General features: G+C 40.1%; 18 protein-coding genes. 5 read left to right on the top strand and 13 right to left on the bottom strand.

The genetic code is table 11. The features are described from left to right. Positions 1–128 precede the first annotated feature (128 nt). The 9 genes from INP94_RS00150 to nrfA all read right to left on the bottom strand — a co-directional run bounded on the left by INP94_RS00150 (position 129) and on the right by nrfA (position 10,077). The gene (locus INP94_RS00150) at positions 129–1,223 is read right to left on the bottom strand and encodes a 5-methyltetrahydropteroyltriglutamate--homocysteine S-methyltransferase (RefSeq protein ID WP_197543645.1); all 1,095 of its coding nucleotides are present in this window, start codon (positions 1,221–1,223) and stop codon (positions 129–131) included. Between the two features lie 110 nt (positions 1,224–1,333). After that, the gene (locus INP94_RS00145; RefSeq protein WP_197543644.1) at positions 1,334–2,536 is read right to left on the bottom strand and encodes a BaiN/RdsA family NAD(P)/FAD-dependent oxidoreductase; all 1,203 of its coding nucleotides are present in this window, start codon (positions 2,534–2,536) and stop codon (positions 1,334–1,336) included. A gap of 3 nt (positions 2,537–2,539) precedes the next feature. Beyond that, on the bottom strand, positions 2,540–3,595 hold the full coding sequence (nrfF, locus tag INP94_RS00140) for a heme lyase NrfEFG subunit NrfF (RefSeq protein ID WP_197543643.1): 1,056 nt from the start codon (positions 3,593–3,595) through the stop codon (positions 2,540–2,542). Between the two features lies 1 nt (position 3,596). After that, entirely contained in the window at positions 3,597–4,127 is a 531-nt protein-coding gene (locus tag INP94_RS00135; protein WP_197543642.1) for a DsbE family thiol:disulfide interchange protein, read from the bottom strand. Next, entirely contained in the window at positions 4,120–6,024 is a 1,905-nt protein-coding gene (gene nrfE / locus INP94_RS00130; protein WP_197543641.1) for a heme lyase NrfEFG subunit NrfE, read from the bottom strand. Before nrfE ends, INP94_RS00135 begins: the two co-directional genes overlap by 8 nt. Positions 6,025–6,176: 152 nt before the next feature. Next, positions 6,177–7,142, bottom strand: coding sequence for a cytochrome c nitrite reductase subunit NrfD (gene nrfD, locus INP94_RS00125; protein WP_197543640.1), 966 nt, complete (start codon positions 7,140–7,142; stop codon positions 6,177–6,179). Beyond that, positions 7,139–7,816, bottom strand: a complete 678-nt coding sequence (nrfC, locus tag INP94_RS00120; protein ID WP_005695543.1) for a cytochrome c nitrite reductase Fe-S protein — start codon at positions 7,814–7,816, stop codon at positions 7,139–7,141. The genes nrfD and nrfC overlap by 4 nt, the downstream gene beginning before the upstream one ends. Then, positions 7,816–8,481 carry a cytochrome c nitrite reductase pentaheme subunit gene (gene nrfB, locus INP94_RS00115; protein WP_102704012.1) on the bottom strand — a complete coding sequence of 222 codons (666 nt, stop codon included), beginning with the start codon at positions 8,479–8,481 and terminating at the stop codon, positions 7,816–7,818. The genes nrfC and nrfB overlap by 1 nt, the downstream gene beginning before the upstream one ends. 72 nt (positions 8,482–8,553) lie before the next feature. Continuing rightward, positions 8,554–10,077 carry an ammonia-forming nitrite reductase cytochrome c552 subunit gene (gene nrfA, locus INP94_RS00110; RefSeq protein WP_197543639.1) on the bottom strand — a complete coding sequence of 508 codons (1,524 nt, stop codon included), beginning with the start codon at positions 10,075–10,077 and terminating at the stop codon, positions 8,554–8,556. A gap of 510 nt (positions 10,078–10,587) precedes the next feature. Between nrfA and INP94_RS00105 the strand changes: the two genes are divergently transcribed. Next, positions 10,588–16,692, top strand: a complete 6,105-nt coding sequence (locus tag INP94_RS00105) for a YadA-like family protein (RefSeq protein WP_197543638.1) — start codon at positions 10,588–10,590, stop codon at positions 16,690–16,692. A gap of 114 nt (positions 16,693–16,806) precedes the next feature. Continuing rightward, on the top strand, positions 16,807–17,526 hold the full coding sequence (locus INP94_RS00100; protein WP_197543637.1) for a DUF554 domain-containing protein: 720 nt from the start codon (positions 16,807–16,809) through the stop codon (positions 17,524–17,526). A gap of 22 nt (positions 17,527–17,548) precedes the next feature. Here INP94_RS00100 and mutM read toward each other — a convergent pair whose 3' ends face one another. The 4 genes from mutM to radC form a co-directional block, all read right to left on the bottom strand. Continuing rightward, entirely contained in the window at positions 17,549–18,364 is an 816-nt protein-coding gene (gene mutM / locus INP94_RS00095; protein WP_197543636.1) for a DNA-formamidopyrimidine glycosylase, read from the bottom strand. A 73-nt stretch (positions 18,365–18,437) separates the two neighbouring features. Continuing rightward, entirely contained in the window at positions 18,438–18,608 is a 171-nt protein-coding gene (gene rpmG / locus INP94_RS00090; protein ID WP_005613503.1) for a 50S ribosomal protein L33, read from the bottom strand. 11 nt (positions 18,609–18,619) lie between these two features. Then, positions 18,620–18,856, bottom strand: a complete 237-nt coding sequence (gene rpmB, locus INP94_RS00085) for a 50S ribosomal protein L28 (RefSeq protein WP_005599762.1) — start codon at positions 18,854–18,856, stop codon at positions 18,620–18,622. Positions 18,857–19,074: 218 nt separating this feature from the next. After that, positions 19,075–19,740: a RadC family protein gene (gene radC, locus INP94_RS00080; RefSeq protein WP_197543635.1), complete on the bottom strand. Its 666-nt coding sequence runs from the start codon at positions 19,738–19,740 to the stop codon at positions 19,075–19,077. Positions 19,741–19,944: 204 nt separating this feature from the next. On the opposite strand from radC, the gene coaBC reads away from it, so the two are divergent. The 3 genes from coaBC to slmA all read left to right on the top strand — a co-directional run bounded on the left by coaBC (position 19,945) and on the right by slmA (position 22,333). Continuing rightward, positions 19,945–21,147 (top strand): bifunctional phosphopantothenoylcysteine decarboxylase/phosphopantothenate--cysteine ligase CoaBC, encoded by a 1,203-nt coding sequence (gene coaBC / locus INP94_RS00075; protein ID WP_197543634.1) that lies wholly within the window; start codon positions 19,945–19,947, stop codon positions 21,145–21,147. 73 nt (positions 21,148–21,220) lie between these two features. Then, positions 21,221–21,676, top strand: coding sequence for a dUTP diphosphatase (dut, locus tag INP94_RS00070; protein WP_005698440.1), 456 nt, complete (start codon positions 21,221–21,223; stop codon positions 21,674–21,676). 3 nt (positions 21,677–21,679) lie between these two features. Beyond that, positions 21,680–22,333, top strand: coding sequence for a nucleoid occlusion factor SlmA (gene slmA / locus INP94_RS00065; RefSeq protein ID WP_049372870.1), 654 nt, complete (start codon positions 21,680–21,682; stop codon positions 22,331–22,333). Positions 22,334–22,345: the final 12 nt, after the last annotated feature.

Genomic DNA, 22,345 nt, shown 5'->3' with positions numbered 1-22,345 from the left:
ATGATAAAGCTGATGTGGATAACATCAGCTTTTTTATTTATTGAAAGGAAGCAATAAAAAAGAGCGTATCGCTACGCTCTCAATCGATAAAAGTGCGGTTAAAAAACAGCGTGTTTTTATGAAAAGAATTAATCTTCACCCCATACTTCTTCAGCAATTTCTTCAACGTAACGGACTTTGGCCCATTGTTGTGCTTCCGTCATAATGTTCCCTTCTTCTGTTGACGCAAAACCACATTGTGGGCTTAAGCAAAGCTGCTCAAGTGGAACATATTGAGTCGCTTCTTTAATGCGTGCTTTAATCGCCGCTTTACCTTCTAATTCAGGGAATTTTGAGCTGATTAAGCCTAATACGACACGGCCTTTGTGTGGATTATTGGCAAAATATTTTAATGGTTCAAATCCACCAGAACGTTCATCATCATATTCCAGGAAGTAGCCATCGTATTGGGTTTGACCAAATAACGCATCCGCAATTGGGTCATATGCGCCGGTTAGTAAATAAGTTGAACGGAAGTTGCCACGGCAAACGTGCGTTGTGATAACCATATCTGCTGGTTTAGCGGCTAATACAACTTGAATATTTTCAAGCGCTTGTGCTTTATCCGCTTCAAATTCTGGTTTTAAGTGATTGTTGCAGAGTGAGCCCCAATACACATCATCAAATTGTAAATAACGGCAACCCGCATCATAGAAGGCTTTAATCGCATCTTTATAAGCTTGTTGAACATCTTTGGCAAATTCTGCACGTGTTGCATAAACACCCGTATCCCATTGGATTGGATACATTAATTGATTCGGACTTGGGATGGTATATTTTACGACGCCACGATCGCCAACAATGTCTTTTAATTTTTTGAAATGTTCGATAAATGGATGGTTGGGATTCCAAGAGACTTTACCACAGCAGCGAGTATTGTAAGGTTTTGTTTCTACGCCATTAAATTTATAACCATGTTCAGGGTGATAACCTTCAATACCATTTAAGTTTTCTAAGAAATCGATATGCCAAAATGCACGACGATATTCCCCATCAGTGATGACTTGGATACCTGCATCTAATTGTGCTTGTACTAATTTAGCAATTTCTTGATCTTCTACTTCCGTTAATTGTTCACGAGAAAGTTCGCCTGCAGCAAATTTTGCACGGGCGTCTTTTAAAGGTTGAGAACGTAAGTATGAGCCCACAGTATCAGCGTGGAAGGGAAGTGTTTTTGATGTCATGTTTATATCCTTCTTTTAATTTTCGTATGGTGATTTTAACGTAAGGATATTTCACGATCAAAGTAATGATTTTTTCATTTATGATGAAAATAATTAATGCAGAGAAATATTTAGCTTTCAGCAATTCCCATCGCACAAACAGCTGCCGAACTCCATGCCCATTGGAAATTATAGCCGCCTAGCCAACCGACAACATCCAGCACTTCACCGATAAAATAGAGACCTTTAATCTTGGTGGCCTCCATGGTTTTAGATGAAATCTCATGAGTATCAACGCCACCCATTGTGACTTCAGCCGTACGGTAGCCTTCAGTGCCATTAGGAATGAATTGCCAATTGTGGATTAAATTCTCTAGATTTTCTAACCGCACTTTACTTAAATTTGCGATCACTTCATCTTGAATCAAACCTTGTTCTAACCAAAGCTCAACTAATTTTTTCGGTAATAAGCGACTTAATACGGTTTTTAATTGCAATTTTGGCGAAGATTGACGCATCTCATCCAGGTGATGACGAATATTGTTATAAGGCAATAAATCCAAATGAATGCTTTCACCAGGTTGCCAATAATTGGAAATTTGCAAAATGGCGGGACCAGATAAACCACGATGGGTGAATAGCATTTGATGAGTAAAGGTTTTGTGCTGATTCGTCGCCGCGACATCTAATGAAACACCAGAGAGTACCGAGTAGAATTTTTCACTTTCTCGCCACGTGAATGGCACAAGGCTTGCATGCGGAGGAATCACATTTAATCCAAACTGTTCTGCAATTTGATAACCAAAAGGTGAGGCACCCAGGCCAGGCATAGAGAGCCCGCCCGTCGCAATAATCAAATTCTGGCATTGCCATTTAACAGCGTTTACCTTTAATTTGAATCGTACGCTAGGGTTGTTTTCAACGGCTTCAATATTACTCACTTCGCTTCGCAGTTGAATGTTGACACCGTATTTGTCACATTCGGCGCCGAGCATCTTCACAATGTCTTCTGCACCGTTATCACAAAATAACTGACCTAATTCTTTTTCGTGGTAAGGGATGCCGTACTCAGCGACTAAAGCAATGAAGTCCCATTGTGTATAACGCTTTAAGGCAGATTTGACGAAGTGTTTGTTTTGGCTGATATAACGGCCCGATGTGATTTCCATATTGGTGAAATTACAGAATCCGCCACCAGACATTAAAATTTTTCGACCAATTTTTTTACCATTATCAAAAATGGTGGCTTGTTTGCCCAGCTTGCCTAACTGTGCGGCACAAAATAAGCCGGCAGCACCGGCTCCAATAATGATATTTTCTGAATAATGAGACATAGCTTATTGTGAGATTTGTCCTTTTTCAAAATAGTCTATCATTTTGATTCGTTGGATGACAGTACGGCGATCTACCGCTGAATTGCCTGAATCCAATAATTGCTGCCAATAAGCTTTGGCTTTTTCAGCTTCATGATTTTTAAAGGCTTCGGTCGCCAATAATGTCATTACTGATATTTCATGTTTATCTTGTTTTAACGCCTCATCCATTATTTGCTGGATTTGTGGTGTGATGTTTTGACCTGCTTGATAATAAAGTGCGGTCGCTTTTAGGCCTAAAATAGCGGGTGTTGTACCTGAAATTTTTTCTGCATTGCTATAGGCGATGAGCGCATGATCAAATTCATCATTTTGCATGTAGGCATCACCTAGCTGAGCCCAAAGCTCAGGGTTATTTACATCTTCTCGAATTTTATTTTGAATTTTGAGCACCATATCTTCTTTTTGATGCACCATTGATGTATCTGCTTTTTTATTGGCGAGCTCAACCATCTCTTTTTCGCCTTGTTGAACACGCTCAAAACGATCAAGGGAGAAGTAATAACTTAAAGGAAGAACTAATAAAATAGCAAAGACCCAAATGGCGGATTTGGTTTCAAATTTGACCGCACTTTTTTCTTCTTTAGGGGCAGTATGAAGTTGATTCTCGAGTTGTTTTGGCTCGCCTTCTGATTTTTTAGTCGAAAATAAAATTAAAGCAAAAGCCCCAATTAATAACAAAATAGGTAATAGCCAGAGTAGTGCCGTATTCCATTGGAAAGGTGGCTTATAGTTCACGAAATTACCGAAACGAGCAGTCATCGTGTCGATAATTTGCTGATTCGATTTTCCTTCATCCACCATTTTATAGACTTCAATACGTAAGTCATAAGCAATCGGTGAATTGGACTCAACTAAGTTTTGATTCTGACATTGTGGGCAGCGTAAGGATTTTGCCAGTTCAACAGCGCGAGTACGATCGGCTTGGTTTTTAAACGCATAGGTATCCACCATTTCTGCGTGAGCAAAAAGGGCGAAAGTCAGTAAAAGTGCGGTCAGAAATCGGGTTAATTTTTTCATTTTACTTTTTAGTTAATTCATCAAGTTTTGGTTTGATCTCAGTGAGCCATGTTTCTCTATCCATATAGCCAGAATGACGATAACGAATCATGCCGTGTTCATCGACAACATAGGTCTCAGGCGCACCATCTACGCCTAATTGCATCGCAAATTCACCACGGCTATCGTCAATCGTGAGTATAAATGGATTGCCCATACGTTCGAGCATCGCAATGCCGCTCTGAGGTTTGTCACGATAGTCGATTCCCACAATGGGCACTTCTTTTGAAATTTCCATCAAAAGAGGGTGTTCCTGTTGGCAATAGCCACACCAACTTCCCCACACATTAAGTAGGAAAGGTTTTTTGGGGAAATCTCTTGGGCTGACAATTTGACTCGGTTCAAGCAAATTCGCTTGATAGAATTCCGGCACGGGCTTATTAATGAGTGCAGAGGCAATTTGTTTTGGATCTTTGTGTAAGCCAACAAAAAGTAGTAAGCAAACGCTCAATAACAAAATCAGTGGTAAAAACAAAATAAACTTTTTATTCATCACGTTTTCTCTTCAAATTGATGGCTGAACATAATGCGCCAAGTGCCATTAAAATGCCTCCGAGCCATAACCAGCGAATAAGCGGTTTGTAATGTAAGCGGAATGTGAATTCGCCTTTGCCTAAGTTATCGCCCATCACAATATATAAATCGCCCCAAAAGCCAGCGTCTAATCCCACTTCACTCATGGTCATGGTGCGAACATCATAATAACGGCGCTCTGGTACAATTTCTGCGTAAGGTTTGCCTTGTTCTGAGACACTAAAGAAAGCGACTTCGGCAGTAAAGTTTGGACCTATTTCATTGGAAAAACGATCGTAGTGGAATTCAAATTGGCCTAATTGTTGGCTTTGTTGTGGCGCAAGTCTAACCCCTAACTCACTGCCAAAGTAACTACTCATCACGGCGCCTATCGTGGCAATCGCCACACCGCAGTGTGCAAGAATCATCCCGAAATAGGCAAGTCTTACTTTTACCCAATTTTGCCATAAGGTGACGAATAATACCCAGATAGCAAGGGTGAGTAATACATAAGCAAAGAAATGGAAACGTAATGCGCCATCATTTTGCAGCGCATTCCAAATCATGCCATAAGCCATCACTGCAGCGGGAATAAGTAATAACAGACGTTTGAAAAAGCGTTTTTTGTCTGATTTAAACCAGTTTAAGCAAAGCGTGCCCGCCATGGCAAAAAGCACTAACGTGAGCAATGGCAAGAAAATGCTATTAAAGTAAGGCGTACCCACAGAAATACTTCCCCAATTCATAGCTTGGAATAGCATTGGATAGAAAGTGCCTAAGAATGTGCTGACGGTTGCCACAGTCAATATGATATTTAAGCCTAAAATTGCCCCTGTTTTAGAAATGAGCGGGAATTTGACCGTACTTTCGTTGGTATTTGTGCGTAGGGCAAATAGGCTGAGCGAGCCGACAGTCAATAAGAAGAAAATAAGTAATAGTACATAACCACGGGAGCTATCTAAAGCAAAAGCATGAACAGAGGTTAATGCGCCTGAACGGACAATAAATGTACCTAATACACTGAATGCAAAAGCGAGTAGGGAAAAGAGTGTTGTCCAGTAGCTAAACATGCCTTGTTTTTCAGTCACCATCAAGCTGTGTAAAAGTGCGAGTCCCAATAACCATGGCATAAGTGAGGCATTTTCTACAGGGTCCCAGAACCACCAGCCGCCCCAGCCTAATTCATAATATGCCCACCATGCACCGAGAACGATCCCTAAGGTTAAGAATAACCAAGAAACGAGCACCCAAGCTCGCATTGCACGTGCGATAGCTTGTGCAGAACGATTAAAGATCAAGGCAGAAATGGATATGGCAAAGTTAACAGCAAAGCCCACATAACCCACATATAAAAGCGGTGGATGGAAAATTAAGCCAATATCTTGCAGCATTGGGTTGAGATCTCGCCCTTCCGCAGGGGCAGGAAAAGCACGTCCAAATGGATTAGAGTAGAACAAAATGAAAATAGCAAACCCAAGACAAATTAAGCCGAGTAAAGACAGAGTTTGAGCCGAAAAAGTGCGGTCATTTTTGCGAGAGAAAAAGGCAAAAGCCACTAACCAAAGACTTAATGTGAAAAGCCAAAATAAAATAGAGCCTTCATGTCCGCCCCAAGTGGCGGCAACTTTGAAAAATGTTGGTAGCTGAGAATTGGAATGAGCTGCCACGTATTCCAATGTGAAATCATCTGTCGCAAAAGAGTAGGCAAGAATACCGATTGAAACGCTCGTAAAAATACCGAAGCAATAACTTAATCCCCAAGCCGTGTTGGTGAGAGAGGGTTTATTTCGCCAAATACCAATTTGCGGCACGATGGAAAGTAAGAGCGCCGCGGTGGTGGCAAAGAGTAATGAGAGAAATCCGAGTTCGGGAAGCATAGTATTCTTCAGTATTATATTAAAGGTTGAATTTTACAAAATAAGGTTAATTTTAAGCATGAAAAACATACGTAAAATTAACCGCACTTTATTCTTCTAAATAAACAAAAGGCGTATTGTATACGCCTTTTGATTAAATAAGAAATTTATCCTTACGCAACGGTAAGTTGTCCGCCGTACAAGATGAAGTAACGTAAGCAGAGAACCCCGATTAAGTCAAAGATTGATACAAGGATAATAAAGTTCTTGTTGTATTTTAAGCTGTCTTTTGCTGCAAGGTTTGCAAGTAGAGGAATGATGATACCAATTAAGAATACCCCAATCCAGAACACGGCACCCCAGAAGCCGGAAAGTGCATTGTGCAATGCAACTACTTTCTGACCACCACCGAAGTGTAGACCAACAAAGAAACAGATTAATAAACCAAGTTCTGTCACCATAATTGGCACTTCAAATTTATGAATGAAGTGTGATTCATGGCTATCACCTTTTAATTTACCTGCAATAAGGATAAATAAGAAGGTTGCAGCGATACCTGAAGAGGTACCTGAAGCCAAGAATAACGCTGGTAGAACAGGGTTATTTAACATTGGGTAACTGATCAATGCTGAAAGTAAGAAACCGGTATAAGCCCCTAGCACAGCAGCTAAGATGAAGAGAATAACTTCTACAGGACCGGTTAAACGTTCTAATACATTGATAATTTTACCGACGAAACCAAGTTTTGGCATAAAACGTTGAATGAACGCCATGATATCTTCTTTGAAGATAACCGCACACCAACATACCAAGAACAGCATATAAACTTGGAATAACATTACCCCCATAGACATTACAGAGTTAAATTGATAGTTAAACATCAATTTCCAGAATGTCCAAGGACGTGCCAAGTGGAAAATTAACAGGGTTAAACCAATTAATGTTGGCACAGAACCTAAAACGGCGGCTGCTCGGATAATCCAGTTTTTGCTTGGGTTTTCTAATTTGTGACTACGTTTATAAGCAATCGCTAATTGTACCGCACCGGAAGAAATACCAAGTAAGAACAAATAGATAGCGATTGTTGAATCCCACACCAAATTAGGTGTGTGAAACGGAACAGGATAATCTAATGTCATCTTCTTGGCTCCCCGTGTTGGAATGGAATATGGTAAAGATTTGGTTGAGTACCTAATTCCACTTTAGTGCGATAAACCGGATTTTCTTTCACTTTGCGGGAAACTGCACTGCTTGGGTCATTCATATCGCCAAAGGTTAATGCTTTGGTTGGACAAGCTTCTACACAAGCAGGTTGTTTGCCTGCTGCTAAGTTTGTATCGCGACAGAAGTTACATTTATCCGCAGTACGGTGTACTGGGTGAATGAAACGTACGCGGTAAGGACAAACTGCAACACAGTATTGGCAACCTACACAAAGATCTTTATGCACATCTACGATACCTGTTTCAGGATCAATAAATGATGCACCGGTTGGACAAACTGCCACGCAAGGGGCGTTTGTACAGTGTTGGCAAGATTGACGGAAAAACTCGTATTCTTGATTTGGGAATTCACCGTAAGGTTCACTACGGAGAATTTCCAAACGTGAAACGCCTTCAGGAACGTGGTTTGTTTCACGACAAGCATCCATACAAGCGGTACAGCCGATACAAGCTGTTTCGTCGTGTACCATTGCATAGCGTTTCGGTTTATCCGCCTTTTCCTCTTTCGCTAAAGAGGTAACTGATGTCCCCGTCATAAGGATTAATGCCCCCATGCCGGAAACAAAGTTTCGGCGTGAACAAGCTGTCATTATTTATCCTTTTGTTCGGTTGATTGCGTTTGTGATTGTGCGTCTTTTGCCGCTTTGCGTTTTTGTTGTTCGCCGTGGCAATCTACACAAAGTTTCACACGATTTTTCGGTTGAATACCTTTCATCGCATCATCTTTCGGGTGTAATGTGTGGCAGCTTGCACAAGGCAATTTCATTGCGTGAACATCGTGCGCCCAAAGTTTTTCACGAAGTTTTGCCGGTTGGTGACAAGCAAAACAAACTTGGTTTTGTTCTTGTGCGGTATACATAGGTTTTTTATCACCAAAGATATCGCCATCAAAACGCATCACATCTTTAGCACCACGACGGTGATCTTCCGAAATATTACCGTGACAGTTTACACAGTTAATCGGTTTACCTGTGTTAGGGCTTTTTTGATTTAAGTGTGCGCCGTGGAATTTACCAAAGTGTAATTCACCACCAGATTGATCCAAGGTTTGGTTTTTATCAACTTGGTCAAATTTGTGACATTTCGCACAATATTGGTTTGGATCACGTTGGTTATCCAATTGTGGCTCATAAGTGATTTGAGAGGCCGGTGTTTTTGCCATCTCTTCCGCACTTGCAGCCATTGGCATTGCCGCAAGCATTGCAAGCAATGCGAGGGATTTTGCCGATTTGCTGATTAAAGAAGTTAAATTCATTCTGATTACCTCAAATATATGGTTAAAAATGACCGCACTTCGGCACTTTAGTTACAAAGTGCGGTTCTTTTTTTATTGTTTTGTTGCGGTATCTTCAGCTAATTTGCCATTGGCTTTCGCTTCTTTTACCCATTGAGGTACAACAGTTTCTAAGAATTCTTTTTTCGCTTTACGTTCTTTCTCGATATCAATACCCATTACTTTCCATGCTTTATCAGCTGTAGAAATATCTGGTACTTCAACCGGAGTTTTCACGCCGTGTTTAGTTAAGATTGCTGCAAGTTTAGCACGTGCATCTGCTGCTTTGTCGATACCAGAACCTAATACGCGAAGCATTACATCAGGTGCGTGCATGTGACCACCGTGGCTTGCTGCTGCGTAGTCCCAACGCCATTGAGCGTGACGGATATCCATTAAAGCAGGTTCCATTTCTTCTTTAGTTGCACCAGCATCCCATGCCGCTTTCGCTTCAAAGTGAGCACGAACAACTTGATCTTCTAAACGACCCATTACATCTTTCACTTCTTTTTTACGTGAAGCAACGATGTCTTTAAGTTTTTCTTTGCTTTGATCGTGACAGTTTGCACATGTGGTATCAAATGCATCGAATGGGTTTTGGATTTGGTGGTCGGTGTAAACTTTACCGTCTTTACCTTGTACTTTAGGCATGTGACAGTCGATACAAGTTACGCCGTTTTTACCGTGCATACCTAAAGACCAAATTTCAAAGTCAGGGTGTTGAGCTTTTAACATTGGTGCTTTAGAAAGAGAGTGAGTCCAGTCACTGAAACCGATATCATCGTAGTATTTTTCGATGTCATCAACAGTTTGACCGTTATCCCAAGGGAAGGTTACTTGTTTTAAATCACCTGCGAAGTAGTACTCAACGTGACAGTTAGCACAAACTTCAGCACGTTTTTCAGTGCGAGCAGCTGTGTTAAAGCTTAAGTTAGCTTGTTCTTTACCTTCAGCTTTTGCTTTTGCTTGAAGTGCATTATTTAAGTGATCTAATGCACGAAGAACGTGTGGACGAGCAATACGTAATGCTGGTTTGCCTTCGGCAAAGTCTTTTGATGTAGTATCGTGACAGTCTGCACAACCGATTGAGTTGACCACTTCAGGTCCACCTTTAGCCCATTTTGCACCAAAGTAACCATCTTCACCCCATTCTGCAATTAAACGAGGAACGTCTGGACCTTTACAAGTCCAACATGCCATTGGTTGAGGGCCATCATTTGCATTTTTGGGCGCACCAGTACGTAAAATATTACGTACATCTTCTACTGCATAAACGTGACCACGAGGTGCGTTATATTCTTTTGCGAAAGAATAGCCCCCCCATAACACGATTAAACGAGGATCTTGTTCATTAGCATAGATGATTTTGTCGCCTTTTTCAGTCGCTTTCCACGAATTGAATTGGCTAGGATATTTCTCAGCAAATTTTTCATTCACTGCTTCGATTTTTAAATTAGGGTTTGGTGCTTCCACAGGTTGTTCAACAGGCTTGTATACCATTTCAGCCATCGCTGAGTTATACACACCTAAAGCTGCGAAAGAAGTGGCCAAAACAAGGCTTTTTCTCAATGCGTTCACGATAATCACTCCATTAGGAAAGAATAAAAAAACAATTTTAAATGCAAACAATTCCTATTAAGCTTTTGAATTCACTCATAAAAATAGTTCATTGCAAGCATAAGATACCAAAAAGTAGTAGTTTTTCTAAGGTTATCTTCCAAAAGTTTGAGGTTGATCAAACTTTAAAATCAAAATACTCATAAAGGGGTATACTGGTATTGAGAAAGTGGTAAAGGATAATATTCTAAAAGAGGCAAAAGTGCGGTTGATTTTCATCGTGTTTTTTTACTTGTTTGAGAGGGATTAAACCCATGTGATTAGCCCATCCTGAGTACTTTTTTAATGTTCGCTTTTTACGCAAACGTTAAAATGTAAATTTTTTGTAAAAAACAGTGTAAAAAGCAAACATTTCCTTGATCTTATGCTTAGCTCCTATATACTCCAAAGACTTTACTATTTACTTGCTTAGTTTGCATTATTTTAGCTTCGCAACAACTTATTGGTCTATTTTTTGGGAAGAACCTTTTTATGAACAAAGTATTTAAGATTATTTGGAACAAAACGACACAATCTTTTGTCGTGACATCAGAATTAGCGAAAGGGGCAGTAAAAGCCTCTTCAAACTCAGAACAACGTGTAACAAGCGAAACACGTTTATCTTCTCTTTTTAAACTTTCAGCATTTGCACTTTCTTTATCTGCAGTGATGATGCAGGCACAGGCTCAAGTGCATGTTGGCGATGTTGTTCCTGTTAATGTTGTTGCAACGGCTATTGGTATTGGGGATGCAAATACCAAAGCATTAGGAGAAAACTCTACAGCGATTGGTAATTCTGCAAATGTTACTTCTACGGGACAAAACTCCAAGGCGATTGGTAATAATGTAACCGTATCAGAAGCAAATTCTAGTGCTACAGGTAATAATGTAACTGTATCAGGAGAAAACTCTAGTGCTGCAGGCAATAATGTAACTGTATCAGGAGCAAAATCTAGTGCTGCAGGCAATAATGTAACTGTATCAGGAGCAAATTCTAGTGCTGCAGGTAATAATGTAACTGTATTGAGTGCAAATTCTAGCGCGACGGGAAATAATATTACTCTTGAAAACCATGCTTATAATAATTTATTAGCCATGGGGAACAATATTAAAGTGGTTCATGCAAATTCTAATGCAATTGGTAATAATATCAATGTGTCGCATATGAATGCATCTGCAATTGGTAATAACATCAGTGTGTCAAATCTGAAATCTGCCGCAATTGGTAATGATATTAATCTATCTGGCAAAACTTCATTTGTAATGGGTAATAATGTAACGGTATCTCAAGAAAAAACATTAGCAATTGGTAGTGATGTAAATGGTCGTTATGCCAATAGTGTGCTGATTGGTGATGGCACAGGAAATTATGGTGGAACAACGGGTAGTCGTAATATTCTCATCGGTCAAAATGCTCAGGTTGGCGATAGCTCTTCTGTTGTACGAGTAAACCAGTCTATTGCTATTGGAGCTGGCATTAACGCTGATAAAGCGGCTAAATATGGTGGTAATTCTATTACTGAGGGTGCATGGGCTCGAGGCGATCAATCAATTGCGATTGGCGGTAATGTTATTTCTTATGGTAATGCATCGGTTGCGATTGGTGGGGATGATACTGATTTAGCAGCGGCTACACAAACGACTTACATCAATACTAATGGCCAAGATAAAACGGGAACGGTTCAACAAGCATTTAAAGATTTAACTGGAGGGGAGCTTCAAAGTCCCCGTTGGATGAATACGATTGCTGGTGAGGCTGCTGTATCATTAGGAACAAAAACAAAATCTGGGGATCTTTCATTAGCATTAGGTTCATTGGCTGCAGCTCAAAAAACGAATGCTGTCGCTGTTGGTACAGGAGCTAATGCATCGTTTGCAAACTCTGTTGCGATTGGTGGCGGTTCTGCGACGGATAAAGCGGGGGTTGCCTATACTACTCGTACTATTTTAGGGACAACTTATACTTGGGCTGGTGGTGCTGATACTATCGCGGGGGACGTTGTTTCCATTGGTAAAAAAGGCTATGAACGTCAACTTATTAACTTATCACCAGGTGATATTTCCGCAAATTCAACTGATGCAATCAATGGTTCTCAGCTTTACGCTGCGATGGCAGAAATCGAAAAAATTCGTTATTTCTCGGTTAAATCAAATGTAACAGGTAACCAGAATAATACGGGTGCATCAGGTGTTGATTCTATTGCCATTGGGCCTAATGCAAGTACTACACCTATTGCTGTTAATTCTATTGCTGTTGGCTTGAATGCTAGCACTACGCATGCAGATTCTATTGCATTAGGCTCAAATGCTAAAGCATCAGAAAATAAACTTGTTTCTATTGGACCAAATGCTACATCAACTGCAAGATATGGTGTGTCATTAGGTAATAATGCATCATCAAATGGCACTGCTTCTATTGCCATTGGTAATTCAACGAATGCATCTCACGACAATGCAATAGCTATCGGTGATGCGGCAAGCACAAATTCGTGGGCGACAATTGCAATTGGTAATAAAGCGAGCGCTGCATCAAGTAATACTATTGCTGTTGGTCGTAATGCCTCTGCAGCTGGACAGACTGCTATTGCGATGGGTGTTAATAGTACTGCAAGTCAATATTCTGACATTGCTATTGGTGAATTAGCAACCTCTAATGGAGGTTATTCTGTTGCTATGGGACATAAAGCCAATGTAGGAGGTGGTCTTTCTGTTGGTATTGGTGTTTCATCAAACGCAAGTGCAAACTGGACAACAGCTATTGGCTCTAGTGCTAATGCATCGGCAAATTATGCGACAGCCTTAGGTACAGACTCAACTGCTTCAGGAGGATTTTCAATAGCTTCAGGTTATGCCTCAAAGGCAAGTGGTGGTAATTCAATGGCTTTTGGCACCAACTCAAACGCGTCGAATGAGACAACAATTGCTATCGGTGTTAATTCATTAGCAAGTGGTGTAAATACCGTGGCTTTAGGACAAGGAAGTAAAGCGACTGATTATTCTGCGATGGCGTTTGGCCTAGGTGCAAATTCATCAGGTCGATATTCAATTGCAATTGGCCAAGATACGAAGGCTGCGATAGAGCATTCTATTGCAATGGGGTATTCTGCGAATGCAGCAGAGGCTTTCACTATTTCTCAAGGGGCTTATTCTGAAGCGACTCAACGAGCGGCTATAGCATTAGGTTATACAGCCAAAGCAACAGATCGAGATGCGATGGCATTAGGTTCATTCGCTAATGCAAGTGCGAACAGTGCCGTTGCTCTGGGGCCACATGCTAAAAGTACAGCATATAAATCTATTGCCCTAGGTGCTGATTCTGAAGCAGGGACAAATATGTTTGATGCTAACTCAACAAGTGCTGTATTTAAAAATGATGCAGGTTTAAATTCAGAAGTGAGATTTGCAGCAAGTTCATCTAGCATTGGTGGGGCAGTTTCTGTTGGTAAAGCAGGCAATGAGCGCCAAATCCAGAATGTAGCAGCAGGTCGTATTTCCGCGACTTCAACTGATGCAATTAACGGTTCACAACTTCACGCAGTATTAAACAATAGCGGTTTTAACGTACAAGAAAATGGTTCATCTAAATCACGCATTAATAATAATGATGTAGTGAACTTCAAAGATGGAAACTTAACTACCGCGAATGTGACTAAAACCCCAAATGGCACAATTGTGAAATTTGATGTGAATACAACAAATATCACAACTAATGCGACGACAGGTAATGCAACAGCCACAAATCCTAATAATATTGCTACGGCAGGTGATGTGACCAGTGCTATCAATAATGTACGTAACATGCCAATTACTTTTGCTGGTAACACTGGAAGTGCGGTCAAAAAATTGGGTGATACTTTAGGCATTGTGGGTGATGGTACAGATATTACAAGTACTGCTGATGCAAACAATGTGACATTTACGTTAAATAAATCAACTGCTGTTACAGCAGGGGACAATAAGGCTGTAACCAGTGGTGCAGTTGATACCGCGATTAAAGCCATCAACTTGACTACAGCAGGTAATACAGGTGCTGGCGCGGTTAATCTCGCAACACAATCTTTAAATATCACAGGTTCAAATGGTTTAACTACCGTAGCCAAAGATAATGGCATTGAAGTGAAAATTGATGATGAAACCCGTAAGAAAATTGATGCTGCAAGTTCGGCAAAAGAGGTTTCAGCTTCGGTTTCTGGTTCATCTGCCGTTTCTGTCACACCAAATGGCACAACAAAAAATGCTGATGGTGTTGAAGTGACAGATTATGCGGTGGATCTTTCTCAAGCAACCAAAGATGATATTCAAAAAGGTGTTGATGCGAATACCAAGGTAGACACAAAAGGTTTAACTTTTACTGGGGATAAAGGTTCTACTAATGTGGAAAGATTGGGTTCAACTGTTGCGATTAAGGGTGATGATGAGAACATCACTACTGAGGCATCAGGTGATGAAGTTAAAGTTAAATTAAACAAAGACATCAAAGTTAATAGCGTAAAAGCTGGCGATACAACCATTAATAACGAAGGTTTAACTATTGAAGGTGGTCCAAGCGTAACTAAAGCAGGTATTAATGCCGCTGGTAATAAAATCACAGGTGTAGCCGCTGGTACTGCTGATACTGATGCGGTGAATGTTTCACAATTAAAAGATGTGGCAAAAATAGCTAATAAAGGCTGGAATTTAACTGTTAATAATGGAACCAATAGTAGTAATGTTGAACCAGGTGAAACAGTTGATTTGAATAACGCTGATGGCAATATTGTTATTACTAAAAATCCAACAAACGATAATGTGACATTTAATTTAAGTAAAACAATTAATGTTACTAATGTTAATGCTGCAGGTAATGTAACAGTTGGCGATACTGTTTTAAATACAGATGGCTTGAGTATTAAAGACGGTCCGAGTGTAACAAAAGATGGTATTAATGCTGGAAATAAGAGCATTACTAATGTCGCTAATGGAACAGCTCCAACGGACGCAGTCAATGTTTCTCAGTTAAATGCGGCTAAAACAGAGGTTAAAGCTGGTAAAAACACAAGTGTTACGCCAGAAAAAGGTGCAAATGGTCAAACTATTTACAAAATTGATGCTGTAGATACGTCTGCAAATGTGACAACTACTGACGCATTAACAGTAGATAATAAAGGTGCACAAGATGTTGGCAACGCTTCTGTAACGAACTACCATCTTGATTTATCTAAAAAAACGAAAGATGAGATTCAACAAGGTGTGGATGCGAATACCAAGGTAGACACAAAAGGTTTAACTTTTAACGGTGATAGCGGTTCAACTAATGTGGAAAAATTAGGTTCGACTGTTACGATTAAGGGTGATGACAATATCACCACTGAAGCATCAGGTGATCAAGTTACAGTTAAATTAAACAAAGACATCAAAGTTAATAGCGTAAAAGCAGGTGATACAACCATTAACAATGATGGTTTAAAAATTACTGGTGGCCCGAGTGTAACTAAAGCAGGTATTGATGCTGCAGGTAATAAAATTAGTAATGTTGCAAATGGCGATTTAAATGCTAATAGCAAAGATGCAGTGAATGGTAGCCAGTTATACGAAGTGAAAAAACTTGCGAGTAAAGGCTGGAATGCAACTGCAACGAAGAAAGAAGGCTCTACTGGTGAAGTAAGTGGTACTGAAGTTGCTAATGTAGCTCCAGGTGCGACTGTAAACTATATCGCAGGTGATAATATCAAACTTGAACAGAATGGTATTAACTTCACGATTTCTACCACAAAAGACTTGAAAGCTGAAAATGTCACCGCGAAAACAGTTAATACCACAACGATTAATCTTGGTGAAGGTGATAACTCAACGCCAATTACAGTAGTAAGTGGTAAAGATGCAGCTCCAAACTTGGATGGTAAAACACCAAATCGTATGAACTTTGGTGGCGAAACTATCGCAACATTAAGTGATGGCTTAAAATTTGGTGCAAATGTAGGTGATGTTTACGGTGCGAAATTAAATAGCCAAATCAATGTGAAAGGCGCAGATAGCAACACAAACTGGAGTGAGTTTGATGGTGGCAATAATGTAATGACAAACATTGATAAGAGCGGTAATGTTCGTGTAGGTATCAAGAAAAACCTCAAAGTGGAAAGCGTAACGGCAAACAAATTCACTGCGGGTGATACGGTGATTGATAGCAATGGCGTAACCATTAAAAACGGTCCAAGTATGACTAAAAATGGTATTGATGCAGGTAATAAACAAATTACCAATGTTGCACCAGGACGCATTGCTGCAGACAGTACTGATGCGGTAAACGGTAGCCAATTACATGAAGTAAAAGCTGACATGAATAACAAGATCAACCACTTAAATGGTCAAGTGAACAAGTTAGGTAAACGTGTAAATGCAGGTACAGCAAGCGCATTAGCGGCGTCTCAATTACCACAAGCTTACATTCCAGGTAAGAGCATGGTATCTGTGGCAGCGGGTAATTACCAAGGTCAAAATGCAGTGGCATTAGGTATGTCACGTATTTCAGACAACGGTAAAATCATTATTCGTTTAGCCGGTACGAGCGATACACAAGGTAAAGTGGGTGTAGCAGTTGGTGCAGGTTACCACTGGTAATTTATCATTAATAAACAAAAGGCATGGGGAACCATGCCTTTTTTGTTGCTAAAAGTGCGGTCGATTTTCGGTCTATTTTTCGTATAATAGGAATAACTTAATTCGGAGAAGAATATGATTATCGGACCTTACATTAATGCACTGGCGATTATTAGTGGCGCAGTTATTGGGGCAGCACTCGGTGGGCGCATTCCAGAACGTTTACGCACTAATCTAACCTTAATCTTTGGCTTGTGTTCGATGGGCATGGGTATTGTGATGGTCGCGAAAACCACCAATATGCCGGCAATGATTTTATCGGTGTTATTAGGGACGATAATTGGCGAGTTGCTTTTATTAGAACGCGGAATTAACAATCTTGCCTCATCAGCGAAAGGTCTTGTTGAAAAGATGTTCCCTGATAAGCCAAGTAGCATGAATAGCCAAGAAGAGTTCTTATCTAAATTTGTTGCGATTGTGGTTTTGTTTTCATTTAGTGGAACGGGTATTTTCGGAGCGATGAATGAGGGGATGAGTGGTAATTTTGATATCCTCATTGTGAAATCCTTTTTAGATTTCTTCACGGCGATGATCTTTACCACCTCACTCGGTATTTCTGTAGCAAGTATTTTTGTGCCACAAACATTGGTTCAAGTGATTTTAGCTTATTCTGCAGTGTTTATTATTCCTTTTGTGACACCTGAAATGCGAGGTGATTTTGCTGCGGTAGGCGGTATGTTAATGATTGCGGCAGGCTTTCGCATTTGTAATATCCAAATGTTCCATGTAGCGAATATGCTGCCGGCTCTTTTCCTCGTTATGCCGATTTCTCATTTCTGGAGTACCTTTTTCTAAAAAAAATAGGCGTGTATAACGCCTATTTCTTTTTCTGACAATGAGGGCAATAAAAGCTATTGCGTTGCCCAATAATCATGCTTTCAATCTTAGTACCACATTTAGGGCAAGGTTTATCTTTGTTTCCATAAACTAACAATTCCTGCGCAAAATAACCTGGACGGCCATCGGGTTGTAAGAAATCTTTTAATGTTGTACCACCTTGTGTAATGGCTTTTGTTAATACGTTTTTAATCGTTTCAACGAGTAAGGCACATTGGTTTCGCGTGAGATTTTCGGCTAATTTCATTGGGTGTAAACCACATAAAAAGAGCGTTTCATTGGCATAAATATTTCCTACGCCCACGACGACAGCATTCTCCATTAAAAAGGTTTTAAGTGCGGTCGATTTCTTGCGTGATTTTTTAAAAAGGTATTCTGCGTTAAATTCATCTGAAAGCGGTTCAGGACCAAGTTTTAGGAAAAGATGAAAGTCATCTAAGTTTTCAGTCCATAACCATGCACCGAAGCGTCTTGGGTCGTTATAACGCAGTAATTTGCCATTATTCATTACAATATCAAGGTGATCATGTTTATCAATAGGACTATCGTGCGGCACAATTCGAACAGAGCCAGACATGCCTAAATGGCCAATGATATAACCTTTTTCTGTATGAATAATGAGATATTTTGCACGACGAGAGGTATCCAAGATCTTGACATTTTTGAGCGTTGTTAATTCAGGAGAGACTACCCAACGTAATTGGGGTTGGCGCACTACAATTTTTTCAATGGTAAAACCTTTCAAATAGGGGCTGACACCACGCAGGGCAGTTTCGACTTCAGGAAGTTCAGGCATAGATAATCTCGGTAATGAATTTGTGATATAAAAAAACCCGAACAATGTCGGGCTTTTTTCAAAATCAGCAAAATTATTTGATTTTTGCTTCTTTATAGATAACGTGTTTACGCACTACTGGATCAAATTTTTTGATTTCCATTTTTTCAGGCATATTACGTTTGTTTTTATCAGTTGTGTAGAAGTGACCAGTCTCTGCTGTAGAAACTAAACGGATTTTCTCACGAGCGCCTTTAGCTGCCATGTTTTAGCTCCTTAGATTTTTTCGCCACGAGCACGGATTTCAGCTAACACTGCATCAATGCCTTTTTTATCGATAATACGCATACCTTTCGCAGTTAAACGTAAGGTTACGAAACGGTTTTCACTTTCAACCCAGAAACGGTGAGTGTGAAGGTTTGGAAGAAAACGACGACGTGTCGCATTCAACGCGTGTGAGCGGTTGTTACCCACAGCTGGACGCTTGCCTGTTACTTGACAAACTCTAGACATAATAATCTCCAATAATTTAAATATAAGCTCGAGCTTATGGTTCGGATAATGAAGCTTAAAACTAAGCTTGCTTCCTCGTCAGGTCGCAGTATCCGACCCACTTACTATATTAAAGGTCGCAAATTATACTGACTTTATTTTCATTTCTCAAGTCTAAAAGCGATTTTTCCGTCTTTAAATGGAAATGAACGATAAAAAAATCATCAAATTCCCTAAAACTATAACAGATTATGCTCTGCAAAAGAATAACAAGTGCCTTTGCCGACAATAAAATGATCCAAAATACGAATATCCATTAACTCAGCAGCCTCAATAATTTTTTGTGTGATCATTTTGTCAGAATAGCTTGGTTCAGCCAGACCAGAAGGGTGGTTGTGAGCCAAAATTAAGGCGGCTGCATTACAGTAAAGGCTTTCTTTGATGATTTCACGTGGATAAACATTCGTCACATTAATTGTGCCTAAAAATAACCGCTCTTTTTTAATCAAACGATGTTGATTATCTAAAAATAACACCATAAAAATTTCACGTTCTTCGTGATGAAGCTCTGCTTGAAGATAAAGTTTTACCGTGGATGTGTCGCTAAATACATGTTCTATAAGCAATTCTTGTTTGAGATAGCGTTTGGTCATTTCTGTGGTGGCTTGTAGTTGAATAAACTGCGTAATGCCTAATCCTTTTACTTTGCAAAAGGCTTCTTTATCTGCACTTAATAAGGCTCGAAGGGATCCAAAATGTTGCAGCACGCTATGTGATAATTCCATGACAGGGCAGCCTTTAATTCCTGTTCGTAGAAAAATAGCGAGTAATTCGTGATCTTCTAGGGCTTCAACGCCATATTTCAACAATTTTTCGCGAGGCATTAAAGGAGAGTTTGTTTGCATATTAATATGATGAAAAGAAAAAAGTGCGGTCAATTTTCATGATGTTTTTAAGCATTGCGAATTGTCTGTTTTATTTTTGGAACAGCGATCACAAAAATAAAATTTTTTATTGGTGAAATTTGAAGTAAAATAGGCGACCTTAAGTTGTTAAGTACTAACACACAAAACATATATCTATTCTATTAAGTTATAGCGGAGTAGCAAATGAGCTTGAGCGGAAAGCATATTGTTGTCGGGATTACAGGGGGCATAGCCGCCTATAAAACCATTGAGTTTATTCGTTTATTACGCAAATCTAACGCAGAAGTTCGAGTGGCTTTAACGCCTGCAGCCGCTGAATTTGTCACACCTTTAACGCTACAAGCCATTTCAGGTAATGCGGTTTCTCAATCTTTACTTGATCCTCAAGCTGAATTAGCCATGGGGCATATTGAGCTGGCCAAATGGGCTGATGCGATTGTGATTGCGCCAGCTAGCGCCGATTTTATTGCGCGTTTAACCGTTGGAATGGCAAATGATTTACTTAGCACGATTTGTCTCGCGACAAGTGCGCCTATTTTGCTCGCACCGGCTATGAATCAGCAAATGTACCGTCAGGCGATTACACAACAAAATTTGACCGCTCTTTTTGCGCGAGGTATTCATTTTGTTGGGCCAAATAGTGGCTTTCAAGCTTGTGGCGATGTGGGTGCGGGTAGAGTGTCTGAGCCAGCTGAAATTTTTGAGTCGCTTCAATCACTTTTTGTGGTTCAACAAGATTTAGCTGATTTAAGTGTCACTATTACGGCAGGCCCGACGCGTGAAGCTATCGATCCGGTTCGTTATATTTCTAATCACAGCTCAGGTAAAATGGGCTTTGCAATTGCCGAGGCCTTTGCAAAACGTGGGGCAAATGTCACCTTAATTGCGGGGCCTGTTAATCTGGCTACACCGAAAAATGTTCATCGTATTGATGTGACAACCGCCCATGAAATGTGGCAAGCCTCCCTTGAAAGTGCGGTCAAAAATAGCATCTTTATTGGCTGTGCTGCTGTGGCTGATTATCGAGTTGCGGAAGTCGCTGATCAAAAAATTAAGAAAACCAATGATAACGATGAGCTTTCTCTTAAATTGGTGAAAAATCCAGATATTATCGCGAGTGTGGCAAGTTTAGAAAAAGATCGTCCATTTGTTGTGGGCTTTGCAGCTGAAACGCAAAATGTCGCTGAATATGCGAAGAGCAAACTTCAACGCAAAAATTTAGATATGATTTGTGCTAATGATGTATCGGGTGGGCAAGTATTCGGACAAGATCAAAATGCCTTGCAGATCTTTTGGAAAACAGGCGAAAAAGCGTTGCCGTTAGCTGATAAAAATAAATTGGCAGAAGTGTTGGTCACCGAAATTGTTGAGCATTATCACAAATAAAATACGTTCAAAATTCGCAGTATTTTGTGACCGCACTTTTGTATGACAGATTTCTTTTAAAGGATAAATAAGCATGAAAAAAATTGATGTAAAAATTTTAGATAGCCGTATTGGCAACGAATTTCCTTTACCAACCTATGCAACCGAAGGTTCAGCCGGTTTGGATTTACGTGCATTGCTTGAAGAGGGCATTGAAATTCAACCAGGCGAAACTAAACTTATCCCAACAGGCCTTTCAATTTATATTGCCGATCCGAACCTTGCAGCAGTGATTCTGCCTCGTTCGGGTTTAGGTCATAAACATGGTATCGTATTAGGTAACTTAGTGGGCTTAATTGATTCAGATTATCAAGGTCCATTAATGGTGTCTGTATGGAATCGTGGTCATGAACCGTTCAAAATTGAAGTTGGTGACCGTATTGCGCAATTAGTCTTTGTGCCAGTCGTACAAGCGGAATTCAATATTGTCAGCGAATTTACCGAAACTGAACGCGGTGAGGGCGGTTTTGGTCATTCAGGTAAAAAATAAACTATGGTAGAACAATTATCTCTCGTAGAAGTTGATGAGATTGCCGCGGAAATCAAACCGCCAAAAATCGAAAAACGCACGGTAAAAGAACGTCGTCAACAAGTATTGACGGTGCTGACGCATATGTTGCATTCTGAACGCGGAATGGAACGTATGACAACAGCGCGTTTAGCGGAAGAAGTAGGAGTGTCAGAAGCGGCACTTTATCGTTACTTCCCAAGTAAAACTAAAATGTTTGAAGCGTTGATCGATAATATCGAAGCGAATTTATTTAGCCGTATTACAGCATCAATTCGTAATGAAACAAACACCATGAATCGTGTGCGTGACATTATGCAGATGATCCTTGACTTTGCGCGTAAAAACCCTGGTTTAACTCGTATTTTAACGGGACATGCCTTAATGTTTGAAGAACCACTTCTACAGGCTCGTGTTGCGCAATTCTTCGATCGTCTTGAAATGCAATTTGTGAATATTTTACAAATGCGAAAATTACGTGAAGGACGTGGTTTTAACGTGGATGAACGTATCATTGCAGGTCATTTAGTGACGCTTTGTGAAGGACAATTTATGCGTTATGTCCGAACGAATTTCCGTTTAGGCGCTAATCAAAGTTTTGAACAGCAATGGCGTTTTCTTGAACCGCTTTTTGCTTAATTGACTTTAGTT

Source organism: Haemophilus parainfluenzae (assembly GCF_014931395.1).
In the GTDB taxonomy this organism is placed as follows: domain Bacteria; phylum Pseudomonadota; class Gammaproteobacteria; order Enterobacterales; family Pasteurellaceae; genus Haemophilus_D.
This window is presented reverse-complemented; position numbering and strand designations above follow the sequence as displayed.